Here is a 15,640-nt window from a genome sequence, read left to right as displayed (position 1 = left end):
CAACCTCCCTTTCATATGTCTTTCATTCACCGCATTTACTAGGATATTATTAAGCATCCTATAAGGATGAGCTCAGATACTCTTTGGCATGGTAGGGTCCACCTTCCATAAGTACCGTCCATAATGGATCGATATCACAATCCATGGAGCCCATCATATGATCATGCCATTCATTCAACAGATAGACAGCCTCCATACAAACGTCTTTACGCACTTCGGCGAGATTATGTTGTTCATAAGGATCATGCTTCAAATCAAACAGCATTTCTTGCGGGAATCCATGGTGTCCGTCATGATAGGTACGTATATATAACCAATCCGCAAACCGGACGCTGCGTTGACACACATGCGCGCATTGTGAGATTACGAGATACTCACGCCCTCCCAAATTCCCCTCCAAAATAGCACCTGCATAACTTTCACCATCCCAAGAAGCAGCCGCTTTCAAATTCAAAAGGCTCGCTAATGTAGGTCCTAGATCAAGGTGATAATGTAGCTCCTCCTCCACGATTCCCTTCTTGCCCCCTGGCCAGCGAACAATCATCGGAATACGGCAAGTCGCCTCGTCTGCTGTGCCATGTTCGGAGTAAATTCCTAGTTCACCCAGACTCTCTCCATGATCCGCAGAGATCAAGATAGCCGTATCTTCCATCACGCCAAGTTCTCTCAGCTTAGAAAAAACTTTCCCGAGATGCTCGTCCAGATACTTAACTCCAGCATCATAGTTGTCAAAGATAACACGCAGGTCATCACGGTTCTCTATCTCCTGCTGATGCCTGAAATGCTGCTGATAATGCGATTTCGCGAGCGCATTCATATCTTCAATACTATGCTGCCCCTTCTTATTTCGGTGAAGCTCAAACACTTCTTCCGTGATCCAATCGGGTAAAGGCTCCTTCTCGAACGGATTACCGTAGCTATCGGGTGTACGATAAGGTGTATGCGGATCCCAGAAATTCAGGTGCAGAAACCAATTTTCGGACTCCCCGTTATCCTCAATCCATTTAAGTGCCACTGGAAGCACCTGCTCTGCCGTCTCATGCCCTCTGCCACCAACATTAAACACTTCTTGGAACCCGGCGTTAAAGGTCCACGCCGAGTGTCGTTCGGAGAAGGTGCTGATCGATGCGGTTTTCATCGCCGCTTGCCTTAATATAGCCGGAAGGCTCTCCATCCCCAGACGGTCATTGAATTCACGTTTGGCTCCTTCTCTACGCATATCAGCAGCGGTTCCGCCATGCCCTACAATCCCATTATGAATGCCAAATCGCCCCGACATTAAGGCGGAACGAGACGGCAGGCAAGGAGCATCTGAACAATAGTAGTTGGTAAAGGTGACACCTTCTTTAGCGATTGAATCGATATTCGGGGAGGTATTCCGATGATAGCCATAACATCCCAGATGGTCCGGGCGAAGCGAATCCAAATCCAAATACAAGATTCTCATGAGTTATTCCCTGCCTTTCCTTTTCATCGAAATGGTTACGCTCGATTCGGGGAGCTTAGAATGATCTGCTCATGCTTATAAGAGTAAATGAATATGGAAAACTCCGCTATGGAGCAGCGATGTTTGTTTTTGTAAATTCGATACTTTTCCGGTACTCTGCCGGCCCCTTGCCGTATTCGCCACGAAATACCTTGCTGAAGTGTGAAGCATCATAATAACCACATCTCTGGGAGATATGCTCGATTGTATAATCCGTATATTCCAGCATTTGTTTAGCTTGCTGCAGCCGCAATTTTCGCAGCATTTGCATGGGTGTCAGTTTATATATTTTCTGAAATGCCCGGCTAAAATAAACAGGATTCATATGATAGAGCTTGGAAAGCTCCTCTCTACTAATCTCCTGATCAAGCCTCTCCTCCATATATTGCAACGCTTCGTTAAAGCGGTCCGTGATAAAGGGATCTCGTGAAGAGCGGCGCCCGCCAAGCTTGGTACTCTCCATAATTTCGTAAAGAAGAAAAAATGCCAATGAACCGACCTGAACATTCCTGAAATCATCTTCCTCCTGCAACCACAGGCTCCGCAATTCGTCAAATCTTCGCTCATATTCGCTTCGATCCCGGACCCGAATCACCTTGCCTAGAGGGAATAACTTAAAGAAGTCATCTCCGTCTTTAACTTTAGCGTTAATATTAAACAGATAATGTATGCCATCCGTTTTGGAGATCACATTAAAAGGCTCGTTAGGACGGTGGATCATCACGTCTCCGGCAGAAGCAACATATTCTCCTTCGGAGGATGTCGTCAATACCTCACCTTTTTGGATATAAGAGACGGTATAACAAGACTGGACGTAATCGAACAGGATCCGCTTCTGATATTGAATCTTTAGGACGTCCAGCACGCTGATGTCAAACTGACTATGGATGATAGAGGACAAGGAAGTTCCTCCTTCTTATGTAGTAGTCGTAAAAGTGCTCTAACCTGTATAATCAGCCGCACATCGAAAGCCAATATTCCCTGCAGAGCTGTCTGGAGTATTTTTGCTTCTAGCCGCCACCCGATAACGGTTGCAGTAAGATTTATGGCACAAATACGATCCTCCGCGCATTGATCTTGCGACACCACTTACTGGACCTTTCGGATTCACGGCTTCGGAAGATAAATGATAATCCTTAGTAAACCAATCCGCGCACCATTCCCACACGTTTCCTGACATATTATAAAGACCATAGCCGTTAGGCAGATAGGACCTTACAGGTGCGGTACCTGCAAAACCATCGCTGGCATGATTTTTATCGGGAAACTTTCCCTGCCATATATTACAACGATGTTCTCCGTCTGGTTTTAATTCGTCCCCCCAAGGATACCGTTTCTGAACCAGTCCTCCTCGTGCGGCATACTCCCACTCCGCTTCCGTAGGCAGACGTTTACCAGCCCAACGACAATATGCATCCGCATCATGCCATGATAGGTGAATAGCCGGATGATCAAGTCGTTCATCTACATGGGAATCCGGACCTTCAGGATGACACCAATCCGCTCCCTCCACCACCCACCACCAGGGGGTTTGAGTGGCTACTTGGGTCACCTTTTTCCCAGTCTCCATGGAAACAAAAGAATGAAACACGTAAGACCATCCAAATCGTTCCGCATCTGTAACATAGTTTGTTTCCTTGATAAAAGCAGCAAACTGCTTGTTCGTAACCGCCGTTCCATCCATCAAAAAGGAAGATAAGGTAACCTTCCTAGTCGGCCCTTCTCCATCTGCGGGGAACCCTTCCTTATCATCCGTCCCCATAAGAAAAGTGCCTCCAGGGATAAGGATCATGTCCGAGAAATCTTTATCCCCTGTTACTCCTTGAACCGTTGTGTTCTCCTTACAAACATCAATAGATTCTTGTTTCGCGACTTGATTTCGACTAGCTGAACAACAAGCCCGTATATTCTCTGACATGATTTACCTCCAATCTGGGATCGTCCCGGCTCTGTCTAAAAAAAAGCTACCCCAAGAATGCCACAAGCAACGATAATGGTGAGCGGATGCAGCTTATATTTCATTAAACCATAAAGTGCAGCGAATACAATGATCAACATGCCAAGGGTCTGCCAAGTAATAAAAGCATGTTCCACGCTATTTAAGCCAAAACGAATCGCAGCATAGGCAATCAAGCCTGTAATCACTGGCCGCAAACCATAAAATAACGTTTTAATCCATTGACTGTCCCTCACCCGATAAAAGAAGACGGAAATAACGATGATGATTAAAAATGAGGGCAGAACCATGCCTAATGTTGACACAATCGCTCCTTCGATTCCGGCTATACGATATCCGATCAAGGTTGCACTGTTCGTTGCAACAGGCCCGGGTGACATCCCTGCGATGGAAACTACCTCTTGGAATTCCCCTTCGGATAACCACCCCCCAGCCATAGCTTCATGCTGAATCATCGGAATGATGGCGTACCCTCCTCCAAAAGAAAGAAGGCCAATTTTTATAAAAGTGAAAAACAAACTCCAAATCACATCGCTTCCCCCTAGATGTAATACTCCGGATAATTCGATTCTTCATCAGAAGCTTTCAAGGACTCCTTCTCCGTTCGAACTTGGAGCCCTAAGAGCTGTTTAATTTGCAGATATACAAACCCAATACATAAACCAATTGCAATCACGTAAATGGGATTAATTCCGAAAACCAGTAAAACAACCGGTATAACTAACGCCGTAACAGCGGTAGTCTTGTCAATTATAGCGTTCTTGGCCATTCGATATGCAGCTACTAGGATCAAGGCAATAACAGCACCATTTATCCCTTTCATAGCGGCAATGACTTTTGGCTGGTCTGCCAGTTGGGAGTATACGGCGCTAAGCAAACAAACAATGATAAAGGTCGGAATCGTTATCCCTGCGATTGCAGCAATCGCACCCTTCACACCAGCAAGACGATAACCAATGAATGCTGCTGCATTTACACCTACACCCCCAGGTGCAGCACCAGCTAAAGATAGAATTTCATCCATCTCCTCTTCACCCAGCCATTTTCGTTTAGCGGAAATTTCCCGTTCGATCATAGGGATCATCGCATAACCTCCCCCGAAGGTTACAGGACCAATTCGAACAAATACCCAAAACAACTGAAACAATAGACTTATCCTCAGGTCTGTATTCGGTATCATATTTGTTTTCATAGTTGTTCTCATGGAATCCACCCTTATATAATCTGTCGTAATTTCATTATATCACTTTTTCCCAAAATGGAATTAAGTTTTTTGAACGGTAAAATACAACCAAGGGTTTATGAGTTATACTATATTCATGTTAATAAATACAAACTATATAAAAAACGATCTTACAAGTTCATCCTATATATAGCTTGGAGGTATATCGTGGAAAAGCGCTCGACACATATTCCGTCACCAAAAAAACTCCTATACGACCGAATTGCCGAACAAGGCACTGTTTCCAAGTTGGATCTTTTACAGACATTTTCGCTTACCAAAAGCACAATGACCCGGATATTAGATGAGATGACGGAAGAAGGCTTGCTGATAGAAAGCGGATTTGGAGAATCTAGCGGAGGCAGAAGACCTATTTTATACCAGATCAATCCTTCCTACGGTTATATAATCGGTTTAGAGATTTCCAGGGTGTATTCTTCCCTTGGTTTATTTGATATGCAAATGAACCCAAAATCAATAGTTCACTGGCGAATGGATCAGGCATTCACACCTGAAAGATTTATAGATCATATCAGTATTCAAATACGCGCTTTCCTTAGGGACCATCAGTTAGTGGACAGTCAAATCATCGGGATAGGAATAGGGGCTGTGGGGCCACTTGATCGGGAACAAGGCTTGATCCTAAAACCGCTGCACTTCCCTTCTTCAGGCTGGAACAATCTGCCGATTTGCAAACTGGTAGAGGAACGGACGGGGTTCAAGGCATGGTTGGACAACGGTGCCAATTCTGCACTGCTTGGGGAACGATGGTCTATCCGTCACGCAAACATTCAGCATATGCTTTATGTACATACTGGAGCAGGACTCCGCTATGCGATGATGTCGCATGGAAGTATTGTTCATGGCACAATGGATATGGAAGATGCCATTGGTCAAATGATCATCCAGACAGATGGACCCCGATTAAATCATGACGGGAACTACGGGGCTCTGGAAGCATTCGTATCTGTGCAGGCACTAGAACAAAGTGCGCGCTCAGAGGCGAAAATGGACAACGATCTGATCCTCCAAAGATATAAAGTGGCGCCTGAGAAGCTGACTTATGATGTATTGGTACAAGCCTTTAGAGACGGTAATCCACACGCGCGTGAATTATTTACCCAAGCTGCCAGCCACTTCGGGATCGGACTCGCCAACGTTATCAACCTGTTTCATCCAGAGACCATCATTCTAGGCGGTGCACTCATTCACTCTCACGAGTTGTTTTTCCAAACAGCGGTGGAGGTGGCACAGAGAAACACTTACCGTTATCCTGAATACCAACCTCACTTCTCCCTAGGTATATTAAAAGAAGAAGCTGTGGTGACGGGTGCGGCAATAATGGTGAGAAATCATATGGTTCTATAGCATAACAAAAAGGTTGCTCCCAATCCTTTGCATGACTGTTGGGACAACCTTGTCTAGTCTAATCTATAATGCCTGACAGCAATTTTTGAATTTCTTCCCGCTTCCACAGAAACATGGATCATTTCGACCTGGAAGTGGTTTTGCACTTTTCCTGTACTCCAGCATCCGCTCCGATCTAAGTCGGTTCGCCAGTAATAGCATGCGTTCATAGGCGTATGAGTAGAACATTTTGTAGCTATGGCAGAAATAATCAACCTCAGTCCGATCATTAACATCAAGCCAATTCCGGTTGCGCGGACATCCCCCATTGCAAAAGCTAAGGTACTCACACTTATAGCATGATTCATTCATATTGGGCTTCATTAACAAAAAATCATCATATACTGGGCTGCTTAGCAGTGCTTCCAAGTCAGTTTGGCCGATATTTCCTAGCCTATGCTCTTCATCAATAAAGAAATCGCAAGGGTAGGCATCCCCGTTCGTTTCAAGCACCATCATCTTCGGGCAACATGAGTTGTGAACGCATAACTCTGCCTCACGATGCATGAATACAAGAAGCATATTCTCAAAAATACGAATAGGAAGCTCTGGGTACCCACCGTTGTACCAAAGGTCAAATGTACGGCATAAAAAGACTCCGTATTGTTCAGGTGTAATTCGGAAACGTCCCGCTACTTCACTTTTCTGAGAAGCAAAATCCATGCAGGGGATAAACTGAATATTAGGAAATTCGTGTTCTAGATATAATGCCATCAACTCATCTGGTTTCGTCACGTTATCTTCATGAATCACCGTCAGAATACTATACTCCACACCCTCATTCTGTAAATGACGAATCCCACGCATAACTAGATCATAACTGCCTTTTCCCGAACCCGTTACACGATGAGCATCATGAATAGGCTCTGGGCCATCCAGACTAATCCCGACCAAAAAGTTATACCGTTTAAAAAATTTCGCCCATTTCTCATGGATAAGCGTTCCATTGGTCTGCAGTGCATTACTGATCATCGTATGAGGCGGAGCGTACTTAGCTTGGAATGAAATCACTTGTTCAAAATACGAAAGTCCGGCCAATAATGGCTCCCCACCCTGCCAAGAGAAAGTCGCTATCCCTGATGATCTTTTCATGTACTGAGCGATAAACCGCTCCAGAAGCTCCGTATCCATCACTCGGATCGGTTGCTGAGGATGTCCCCCGGCTGTACTGTAATAGCAATAATCACAGGCTAGATTACAATCCTCTGAGACGGTTTTCCACATGACATGAAGGGTCTCCTGCTTAGAGGTTTGTATACATGCAGTCATACGATTCTGCCCCTCCTATGTAATACTATCTTTGTAAAACCTAATTCCTATTTGTTCAATTAAATCATAGATCTGCGAGTCAACGATGAGTAAAACATCATAGCTGGTCAAATAACTGGGCACAAAAAAACTGCACTCCCCATTGTCCGTTGGGACAAAGCAATAAGGGTGTGCAGTTTCTTTGTGGATGAGTCTAACGGTAGTTAGAGACTAGTCTTATTAATTACGGACGTATTCTCTATTTGCTGTTTCCAACATGGATTTCCAATCCGCAAACTTCGTCTCCCTAACAACATGACGATCAAACAGTTCATCAGGTATGTCAGCAACATCTTCTTCTGTCTTTACTTGAAAGTTCCCTTTGGTTACAAACTCATCGAAACTTTTGTAATTGGAATACTTACTCATAAACGCTTCATTAAACAATTTCTCGAAAGAGATGTGATTGGGATCTTCTTGATACGTTTTCTGTCCTTGTAACTCATTCATTAATTCTTCCATGGTCATTGGTTTTTGTCTTCTCAAATTACCACTCCTAATTTTCTGTTATAGTTGTAGAATATCATGTTAATCCATAAATCACACGAATCCTAAGCTTACCATAATTTTGACGATTTCACCTTTCAAATTTCACTTAATATGCAAATAGTCGGCCTCTATACTTAAAATACAACAAAAAACCTTCCTTATTCATAAGGAAGGCTTCTTATTATTAGGACAATTTCACCAGGCTGTAGTTTTTCTTACCCTTACGGATAATGATAAAACGTCCGCCGATGGCTTCGCTGGCTGTAACTTCAAATGCTACATCGCTAACTTTTTCACCGTTCATGGAAATTGCGCCTTTGGTGATGTCTTCACGCGCTTGACGTTTGGATGGCTCAATTCCTAGATCTACCAGCCACTCCACGATATTTTTGGACTCCAATGTCGTTTCGTAGGTCGGCATTTCCTTGAAGCCTTGCTCGATCTCGTCAGCGGTCAGAGATTTAATATCTCCACTGAACAGAGCGGCAGTAATACGTTTAGCCTGCTCCAGCAATTCCTCACCATGCACGAATCTGGTCATTTCTTCAGCCAGTGTTATTTGCGCTTCACGTTTATGCGGTTCGGTCTGCACCTTTTCTGAAAGTGCATCAATTTGTTCTTTAGAGAGGAATGTAAAGTACTTCAGGTATTTCACAACATCACGGTCATCTGTATTCGCCCAGAACTGGTAGAATTCAAAAGCTGTCGTTTTGTTCGGATCCAGCCAAATGGCTCCGCCAGCTGTTTTACCGAATTTTGTACCATCGGCTTTCAGCATAAGCGGGATGGTAAGTCCGAATGCTACCGCCTCAGAACCTTCTTTTTTACGAATCAGATCTAAGCCACTTGTGATGTTCCCCCATTGGTCAGAACCACCGATTTGCAGCTGCACATCTTCATGCTGGAACAGGTGCAGGTAGTCCAGGGATTGCAGGATTTGGTAGGAGAATTCCGTAAAGGAAATTCCGCTGTCCAATCTGCTCGCTACAACATCCTTGGCAAGCATCGAATTGATGCTGAAGTTTTTACCATAGTCACGCAAAAATTCGATAACATTGATTTTATGCGTCCAATCGTAGTTGTTCACCATGCGGATTTGATTGTCGCCATCAGTCACGAACAGTTTTTTCATCTGTGCTGTAAGTGCGTCAACGTTGGCTTGGATTTGCTCCAGCGTTTGCAAAGAGCGTTCAGATTGACGTCCACTTGGATCACCAATCGTTCCCGTAGCCCCACCAATAAGAATCACTGGACGATGTCCTGCCAGTTGAAATCTTTTGAGCACCATGAATGGAATCAAGTGGCCAATATGCATACTGTCACCTGTTGGATCTACACCGCAGTACAGGGATACCGATTTTTGATTGGTCAGTTCTCTTAGCCCTTCGGCATCTGTTTGTTGATTGATGGCATCGCGCCATTCTAGTTCGTCGATAATATTCATTGCCTTACACCCCTCAAAATTAGTAGTTATCCTATAAATGAAACATCAGTCCGCCAAGCGGAAACGGCTTTGCCCTCCTGACTAGGACGGTACCGTTTCAGCGAGAAATATAAGGATCATTGATGAAGTGAACCCTATAAATCCTTATATTTAAAAACAAAAAAATCGTCCCTTTGTCTATTGTAGACATAGGGACGATTGAATAACCGTGTTACCACCCAGATTGCATCCATGAAACGCTTATGCTCAAGCATACCATTGATACCACTCTTGACGAGATATCGTTCGCCATTCCGCTCGGTGTTACCCGAGATACTCCAAAGTGTAATTCGCAAGCTTAGTGTGTACCGGGTTTCATCAACCCCCGGCTTTCTGGAACAGGGACTAAGTTACTACTGGGCTCCTTCAACGTATATCGTATATAAGATTACAGCCAGTATAGTGAAATAATTCTTTTATGTCAACTATCTTCAGCAGAGAATGCCGTCACACACTTCTACTGTAAAGCGCTACTAGGCATTTCCACTTTTTTTCTGATACAATTACGAAAAAAGAGGTGAACGAATCCGCATGCTAGATCCTATCGATAACCATATTTTGATGCGTCTGGCCCAAAACAGCAGAATTTCCTATACTGATCTAGCTAAAGAAGTCAGTTTATCAAGTGTCGCGGTGAAAGATCGTATTGATCGGCTAGTCAATCAAGGGATTATTGAACAGTTCTCGATTGTCATCAGTGCTGAAAAGCTAGGAAAGAAAATCTCCGCCTACCTGGAACTTGAAGTAGAACCTGCTCATTTAAATCATATCGTCGATGTATTAAAGGAAAACGAACGCGTAGCTGTATTATACGAAATGACGGGACCATGTATTCTGCATATTCACATCTTGGTAGAGAATCTTGAAGAGATGGAACGGTTTATGCATGAATCAATCTACTGTCTGGATGGACTGGTACGTGTAGAAAACCAAATCTTATTAAAACGCCACAAAAATCAGGACGGATTGAATATATAAGAAATAGAACCGCCTATAAAGACGGTTCTTTTCTCATATGGATTTTTTTAGGATTATCGAATAATTGCTATTTCGTCTTATTCTGTCTTAGCCAGCTTAGCTTTATAAAAGTTCACGAAATATTCGCTGACCACGATCTTCCCGTTCACAACACTTATTGGGGCTACAAGCTTCACTGTCTCTCCGTTGTAAATCCCCGTTGTCGCTCCAACCTTCATCTCCAGAACATTGCCATTGTAGCTTAGCGTAACTGTCTTAGTGGCTGGCTGCCAGCCAACCTTTGCTCCAAAGTTCTCAAAGCTGCTCCGTAAAACCACGGGCTTGCGCTCGGAATCGCCGAATTGACCTTTATCAATTAAGGCGTGTACGCCCCAGTTTCCATCCACCACTTGTGTAATTCCAAAATCAGCTGACACAGACATCAGAGAGTACGCCTCATCTTCGCTCAATTCCATTCCAGCCATTAAAAAATCTTTTGTTTTATGAGCGGCATCCTTCATCGCTTTGTCGATGGACGAGTTTTTGAAGATATCCGTCTGAGCACTAGCCCCCAGCTCCTCCAAATAATTGGCGTAGCTGAATCCATGTACAACCCACTCGTTCTCATTTTCAAGTAATGGGAAGTTTAAACCTTTCAGCTTGTTGTTAAGCGATGTTTTTTTATGAAGAATGACTTGTATATCCCCAGTGACCGATGTCTCGATCGCAGTTCCGTTAATCTCCGAATCACCTTGACCGGCATGCGGGTCACCGATCGACAGAAGTGCACCAGCTACGGATACTGGATAATACATCGTTGCACCTTCGGTAATCCGCCAATCATCTACGTTACCGCCGTTGTAAGAAGGTGGAACGGAGTCAACAACATCCGCTTCTTTCGGCGCCACACCCATTGTACCAAAGTGGAGACGTACCGGAATTTTCACGCCTTTTAGCACATCGAAGTTCTTATCAATCGTATTATGGTCAACGATAACACCCGGGTAGTCAATTGTCGGGTGCACTTGACCATCTGGATCGGTTTGCACAGACCATTTGTAGTTATATACAGCTGTTGCATAATCTGTTCCACCCTCCGTATCCATCTCGTAGATAGTTACTACCTCACGCTTTTTCGGCTCCTCTACCATATCTCCGTATAGATAGCCCCAGTTCGCTGCGGCATTCACGCCATATGTTTTGCCAGCGTATTGGTCATTCCCATTTGGTCTCAGCTTCATGTCCAGAATCTTAACTTCCAGCACATCTCCTGGTTCAGCACCTTCAACAGCGATAGGACCTGTCATAATGTGTACGCCTGGCCCGCGTAGCGCTTCGTTCTTCTCCCCTTCAATCCAGTGGAAAATATCCTCTACTCCCGCATCTCCTTTAATCATCCGCTCGTAATCATCCCCTGAGTGATGTGTAATGGCCTCAACCGTTACGATGTCTCCCGAATGCACAGTTAGAGCTGGATCTCCCTTACCTATATTCCCCCATCGAACAGTTTCCGAATTCGCCTTCAGTACATGGGTTTTGGGTTTATACGCATCGTTCGATGTGTTAGCATACATAACACTCGATAACGAGTTCACCCCTAAAAACAGGGATAACGTGACACCTACATTACGAATTATTTGTTTTTTCATACGAAAATCCTCCATCCCTATAATTAGTGTTAGTTTTTATAACATTTGGTGTTTCTGAGTATAACAGATGACCTGAGGATTAACAATATAAATATTTTTATGAATTTTGGTTTAAATAATAAACACGAAGGAGTCTTTCTCTTGAATTATCCAAGTTAACTCCACAACAAAAAAACGCCAACACTTATTAGCCCATAGTGTTTGACGTTTGATTATCCAGTCTAAAGTGATGCACTTATTTTATTTTTGATCAGTAATACTTCTTGTAGCCCGGATTACAATCCGCTTTGTTTCCTTGGTACCTGATAGGTTCAACCATTCATCACAAATTTGCTGTACCCATGCCGGATGGCTTTTGCTAGCATCATTTAACCAATTGCTTACAGAATCCTGAACGTATTTTGCCGGATCAGAGTTAAGCGGTTCTAATAGCGGAAGGGCAATCGCTGGATTTTCTTTGAGCGCTGTAATATGCTTTGCCCATACCCCATGTGGGCGCGTCAATTCGATCGCAAATCTCCTAATATTCGCATCCTGATCATGAACCCAAGCCTTTAATAATTCAATGGAAGCATCCAGCTCGGCAATGACTGATTCCCTTAAAGCCATCCATGAAATCTCACGCACCCCAAAATGCCCATCCGCTGCAAAAGGACGGATTGCTGTTAGTTTTTGAACTAGACTCCATTGATGATTCTGGCCCACGATATAAGCAGCCCAGCAGCGAACACTATCGGATTTATGATGAGCTAACACAGCAAATAGTCGGGAACGTTCCAGCTCTGATTTACAGTCAAATAGAAGCTGCCACTCACGTGAAATCACCGGGATGAGCTTCATGATTTTCTTTTCCGTTAACGCATTCAGCTTTTGTAAAATTGGTTTAGCTTCCTGTTCAAAACCTAGCTCATTCAGTACATTTATCAACAAGACAAGATGATCCACAGCAAGCCATTCCGTTAAATTCACGCTCTGTAAATATCCTTTATTCAGCAGTTCTACAATCTCAACGGGAATTTCAGTAACCTTTCGAGCGCCCTTCCTGTGTTCCATGGAAATCGTCCCTTCACTATGATTTGAAAGCTTAAATCACCTTCATGTCATAGCTAGGATACCGTTGTTTCTAAAAATGAAGCTGTAATCTCGTTTACAACTCGATAGCTATGTTATATTTCTTTCCAAAATCTTGTCTCGCTGGATATAGATAGTTCTGAACCCTGTCTGAATAACCTCCGCTTTCACCAATTCTTGCAATGCCACTGTTACAGCTTCTCTGCTGGCTCCAATTAAATTAGCGATTTCTTGATGCGATAGAGGAACATTAATTTTGTAACAATTATCCTTATGCTCAACCCCATGCTGATCCGCTAGCTTTAAAAGAACGCACAATATTTTATCATGCAGATTTCCGATGGCTAGATTTTGAGTTAACTGACTCATACTTTTTATGCGGTCGCTCAATACTTGCAATAATGACATCATAAACCTAGGCCGGTGAGAGATAAATTCTTCAAACCTTGCAGGATCAATTGTACAGATATGGCTTTCCTCTATCGTTTCAATATAATGTTCCTTCGTTCCAAAAGAAATCATACCCATTTCACCAAAAACATTACCCTCACTGAGGATATCCGATGTAAATTGCTTACCGTTTGCGTTTAATTGGTATAAGCGAACCTTTCCTTTTTTCACAAAAAACAGTCCTTCAGAAAAGGTTGACGGTGTTTGGATATATGTATTTTTGGGGACTACTGTTATTCGCGTTAATTCTTCCATTTCAATAAGATCTTCCAGTCCTAACGATTGAAGCAAATTGAATTGAGATAAATAATGATTTTTTTCCATTGCCCCTCCTGTATAAAACGCTATTCATTTCTTCAGTATACCTTACAAAAAAAGCCACGTCCTAAGGACGCAGCTTACTAAATTACCGGTTACTTGCTTCCCAGCGCGCTACTTCTTCCCGCACACGTGGGGCCACTTCGGTGCCCAGCAGTCTAATCGCCTGCATAACATCCTCATGAGGCATCGTGCCGTGCGGCACATGTAAAAAGAATCGCGTAATTCCCACATGCTTGCGCAGATGAATGATTTTATTAGCGACAGTTTCTGGATCACCTACGTAAAGGGCGCCCTCTAAGCTGCACGCTGCATCATAATCTGCACGATGGTACGGAGGTGTTCCTTTTTCTTTCGCCCGCACATTGGTCCGGGCATGCGTTGAAGGAAAAAATTTCTCCAGCGCTAACTGATTAGTCTCCGCTATGAACCCGTGTGAATGCGAAGCGATTGGAAATTTTGAAATATCATGCCCGGCTTCAGCTGCTGCTTTTTTGTAAAGCTGTACATGTGACGCATAATCCAGTGGTAGAACATTCCCTATAATCGCTAAAACAAAAGGCAAACCTAGTGATCCTGTGCGGATCGCAGACTCTGGACTTCCTGCACTCCCGATCCAAATCGGTAAAGGATCTTGAACCGGACGCGGGTAAACCCCCAAATTTTCTATAGCTGCTCGGTGTTTGCCTTTCCAGGTCACTTTTTCTGACTTTTGGATGGCTAATAACAATTCCAGCTTCTCATTAAACAGTTCTTCATAATCCTTCAGATCATATCCGAATAGAGGAAAAGACTCTGTAAACGAACCCCGGCCGATCATAATCTCCGCACGTCCGTTTGAAATTCCGTCCAGCGTTGCAAAGTCCTGAAACACACGCACCGGATCGGCTGAAGACAGGATCATTACAGCACTGCTCAACCGGATCTTAGTAGTCAACGAAGCAGCCGCAGCCAGTACAACCGCAGGTGAAGACGCCGCATAATCATGCCGATGATGCTCGCCTACTCCGTATACATCTAACCCCACCTCTTCGGCAAGTACAATTTCCTCCACTACTTCACGTAGTCGTTCTGCATGACTTATTGTCTCACCCGTTTGGACATCAGGTGTGGTCTCGACAAATGTGCTTACTCCAAGTTCCACTATTCATTTCCTCCTAATATTCTGCACGATGCATTATTCTCTGGATGTAAAAAACCATAAAGGGACTACCTAATTATACTAACTAATTTAGGTTCCTTCGACTATAATCGAAGTTCATCTAATTAGATCCCCCTCACTATAGATCGGACTGAGGAGCCGTTAATTTAATAATTTCATTCATATTGCTAAATTATCGGACTTAGATGCAGCTATTCGTGCAAAGTAGCTTCCATAATGTGTGTTTTTATGGAAATAAGCGCAATACAGTCCGAAACTATCGCAAAATGAACTAAAAAGTGAAAATAGCTGCAATACAGTCCGAACAAACAAGACCTCGTGTGAACTGACCACAATACAACAATTATACTGGGACTTTTCCGCCAATGTGCAAGAGTGCAGCTAATGCGTGGTAACGACGAAGTTTGTTTAATTGCATTTACCACCAACGCACAGTGCAGCTAATGCGTGGTAACGACGAAGTTTGTTTAATTGCATTTTGTGCAACTATATACGCTTTGAAGGTAGCCTTTGTGGATTTAGTTGCACTCTGTACACTTAAATACGAGCACTTGCGTCAATATGGCGGGATTCTAGAATAATAGTTGTAAAATATGCAATTAAACTGCCCCAAAGCTGCGAGCATAAGAGCTTAAATGTACTTTTTACAACTATTTTGCTTTTTTAATGAGAATTGAGAGG

Annotated in this window: 14 protein-coding genes and 1 other annotated feature; of the genes, 2 read left to right on the top strand and 12 right to left on the bottom strand. The window is 43.5% G+C overall.

The features are described 5' to 3' along the window. Positions 1–58 precede the first annotated feature (58 nt). The 5 genes from MHH63_RS09950 to MHH63_RS09930 form a co-directional block, all read right to left on the bottom strand. Positions 59–1,447, bottom strand: a complete 1,389-nt coding sequence (locus MHH63_RS09950) for a sulfatase (protein ID WP_341143209.1) — start codon at positions 1,445–1,447, stop codon at positions 59–61. Between the two features lie 106 nt (positions 1,448–1,553). Further along, positions 1,554–2,387, bottom strand: a complete 834-nt coding sequence (locus MHH63_RS09945) for a helix-turn-helix domain-containing protein (RefSeq protein WP_076305392.1) — start codon at positions 2,385–2,387, stop codon at positions 1,554–1,556. Between the two features lie 39 nt (positions 2,388–2,426). Beyond that, the gene (locus MHH63_RS09940; protein ID WP_341143210.1) at positions 2,427–3,404 is read right to left on the bottom strand and encodes a formylglycine-generating enzyme family protein; all 978 of its coding nucleotides are present in this window, start codon (positions 3,402–3,404) and stop codon (positions 2,427–2,429) included. Between the two features lie 35 nt (positions 3,405–3,439). Further along, a complete protein-coding gene (locus MHH63_RS09935; protein ID WP_341143211.1) occupies positions 3,440–3,973 on the bottom strand; it encodes a chromate transporter in 534 nt (177 codons plus the stop codon). Positions 3,974–3,984: 11 nt separating this feature from the next. After that, a complete protein-coding gene (locus MHH63_RS09930; RefSeq protein ID WP_341171997.1) occupies positions 3,985–4,623 on the bottom strand; it encodes a chromate transporter in 639 nt (212 codons plus the stop codon). A gap of 210 nt (positions 4,624–4,833) precedes the next feature. On the opposite strand from MHH63_RS09930, the gene MHH63_RS09925 reads away from it, so the two are divergent. Next, positions 4,834–6,033, top strand: coding sequence for an ROK family protein (locus MHH63_RS09925; protein ID WP_341171458.1), 1,200 nt, complete (start codon positions 4,834–4,836; stop codon positions 6,031–6,033). Between the two features lie 63 nt (positions 6,034–6,096). Here the strand turns inward: MHH63_RS09925 and MHH63_RS09920 are convergent, their stop codons facing one another. The 3 genes from MHH63_RS09920 to tyrS all read right to left on the bottom strand — a co-directional run bounded on the left by MHH63_RS09920 (position 6,097) and on the right by tyrS (position 9,313). Beyond that, positions 6,097–7,341 (bottom strand): anaerobic sulfatase maturase, encoded by a 1,245-nt coding sequence (locus MHH63_RS09920; protein ID WP_341143212.1) that lies wholly within the window; start codon positions 7,339–7,341, stop codon positions 6,097–6,099. Positions 7,342–7,560: 219 nt separating this feature from the next. Continuing rightward, positions 7,561–7,848, bottom strand: coding sequence for a hypothetical protein (locus tag MHH63_RS09915; RefSeq protein ID WP_036688213.1), 288 nt, complete (start codon positions 7,846–7,848; stop codon positions 7,561–7,563). A gap of 205 nt (positions 7,849–8,053) precedes the next feature. Further along, positions 8,054–9,313: a tyrosine--tRNA ligase gene (gene tyrS, locus MHH63_RS09910; protein ID WP_341143213.1), complete on the bottom strand. Its 1,260-nt coding sequence runs from the start codon at positions 9,311–9,313 to the stop codon at positions 8,054–8,056. A gap of 187 nt (positions 9,314–9,500) precedes the next feature. Next, positions 9,501–9,731, bottom strand: a binding site (T-box leader). 152 nt (positions 9,732–9,883) lie between these two features. Here tyrS and MHH63_RS09905 point away from each other — a divergent pair. Then, positions 9,884–10,330, top strand: a complete 447-nt coding sequence (locus MHH63_RS09905) for an Lrp/AsnC family transcriptional regulator (protein ID WP_038571749.1) — start codon at positions 9,884–9,886, stop codon at positions 10,328–10,330. Between the two features lie 77 nt (positions 10,331–10,407). Here MHH63_RS09905 and MHH63_RS09900 read toward each other — a convergent pair whose 3' ends face one another. The 4 genes from MHH63_RS09900 to MHH63_RS09885 form a co-directional block, all read right to left on the bottom strand. Next, positions 10,408–11,958 (bottom strand): acetamidase/formamidase family protein, encoded by a 1,551-nt coding sequence (locus MHH63_RS09900; protein WP_341171457.1) that lies wholly within the window; start codon positions 11,956–11,958, stop codon positions 10,408–10,410. 240 nt (positions 11,959–12,198) lie between these two features. After that, positions 12,199–13,011, bottom strand: coding sequence for a DNA alkylation repair protein (locus MHH63_RS09895; protein ID WP_341171456.1), 813 nt, complete (start codon positions 13,009–13,011; stop codon positions 12,199–12,201). Between the two features lie 108 nt (positions 13,012–13,119). Next, positions 13,120–13,803 (bottom strand): Crp/Fnr family transcriptional regulator, encoded by a 684-nt coding sequence (locus MHH63_RS09890; protein ID WP_076129738.1) that lies wholly within the window; start codon positions 13,801–13,803, stop codon positions 13,120–13,122. Between the two features lie 82 nt (positions 13,804–13,885). Next, positions 13,886–14,941, bottom strand: coding sequence for an LLM class flavin-dependent oxidoreductase (locus tag MHH63_RS09885; RefSeq protein ID WP_076281653.1), 1,056 nt, complete (start codon positions 14,939–14,941; stop codon positions 13,886–13,888). Between the last annotated feature and the right edge of the window lie 699 nt (positions 14,942–15,640).

This window comes from Paenibacillus sp. FSL H3-0310, assembly GCF_038002785.1.
GTDB classification, from domain to species: domain Bacteria; phylum Bacillota; class Bacilli; order Paenibacillales; family Paenibacillaceae; genus Paenibacillus_AQ; species Paenibacillus_AQ odorifer.
Note: the sequence above shows the minus strand (reverse complement) of the source record. Positions and strands in the feature narration are given on the sequence as shown.

What these genes read in the sequence shown, in the direction of transcription:
- MHH63_RS09915 (WP_036688213.1), bottom strand. Translation starts at nt 7,848, where the DNA reads ATGACCATGGAAGAATTAATGAATGAGTTACAAGGACAGAAAACGTAT.
- MHH63_RS09905 (WP_038571749.1), top strand. Translation starts at nt 9,884, where the DNA reads ATGCTAGATCCTATCGATAACCATATTTTGATGCGTCTGGCCCAAAAC.
- MHH63_RS09930 (WP_341171997.1), bottom strand. Translation starts at nt 4,623, where the DNA reads ATGATACCGAATACAGACCTGAGGATAAGTCTATTGTTTCAGTTGTTT.
- MHH63_RS09950 (WP_341143209.1), bottom strand. Translation starts at nt 1,447, where the DNA reads ATGAGAATCTTGTATTTGGATTTGGATTCGCTTCGCCCGGACCATCTG.
- tyrS (WP_341143213.1), bottom strand. Translation starts at nt 9,313, where the DNA reads ATGAATATTATCGACGAACTAGAATGGCGCGATGCCATCAATCAACAA.
- MHH63_RS09920 (WP_341143212.1), bottom strand. Translation starts at nt 7,341, where the DNA reads ATGACTGCATGTATACAAACCTCTAAGCAGGAGACCCTTCATGTCATG.
- MHH63_RS09940 (WP_341143210.1), bottom strand. Translation starts at nt 3,404, where the DNA reads ATGTCAGAGAATATACGGGCTTGTTGTTCAGCTAGTCGAAATCAAGTC.
- MHH63_RS09895 (WP_341171456.1), bottom strand. Translation starts at nt 13,011, where the DNA reads ATGGAACACAGGAAGGGCGCTCGAAAGGTTACTGAAATTCCCGTTGAG.
- MHH63_RS09900 (WP_341171457.1), bottom strand. Translation starts at nt 11,958, where the DNA reads ATGAAAAAACAAATAATTCGTAATGTAGGTGTCACGTTATCCCTGTTT.
- MHH63_RS09890 (WP_076129738.1), bottom strand. Translation starts at nt 13,803, where the DNA reads ATGGAAAAAAATCATTATTTATCTCAATTCAATTTGCTTCAATCGTTA.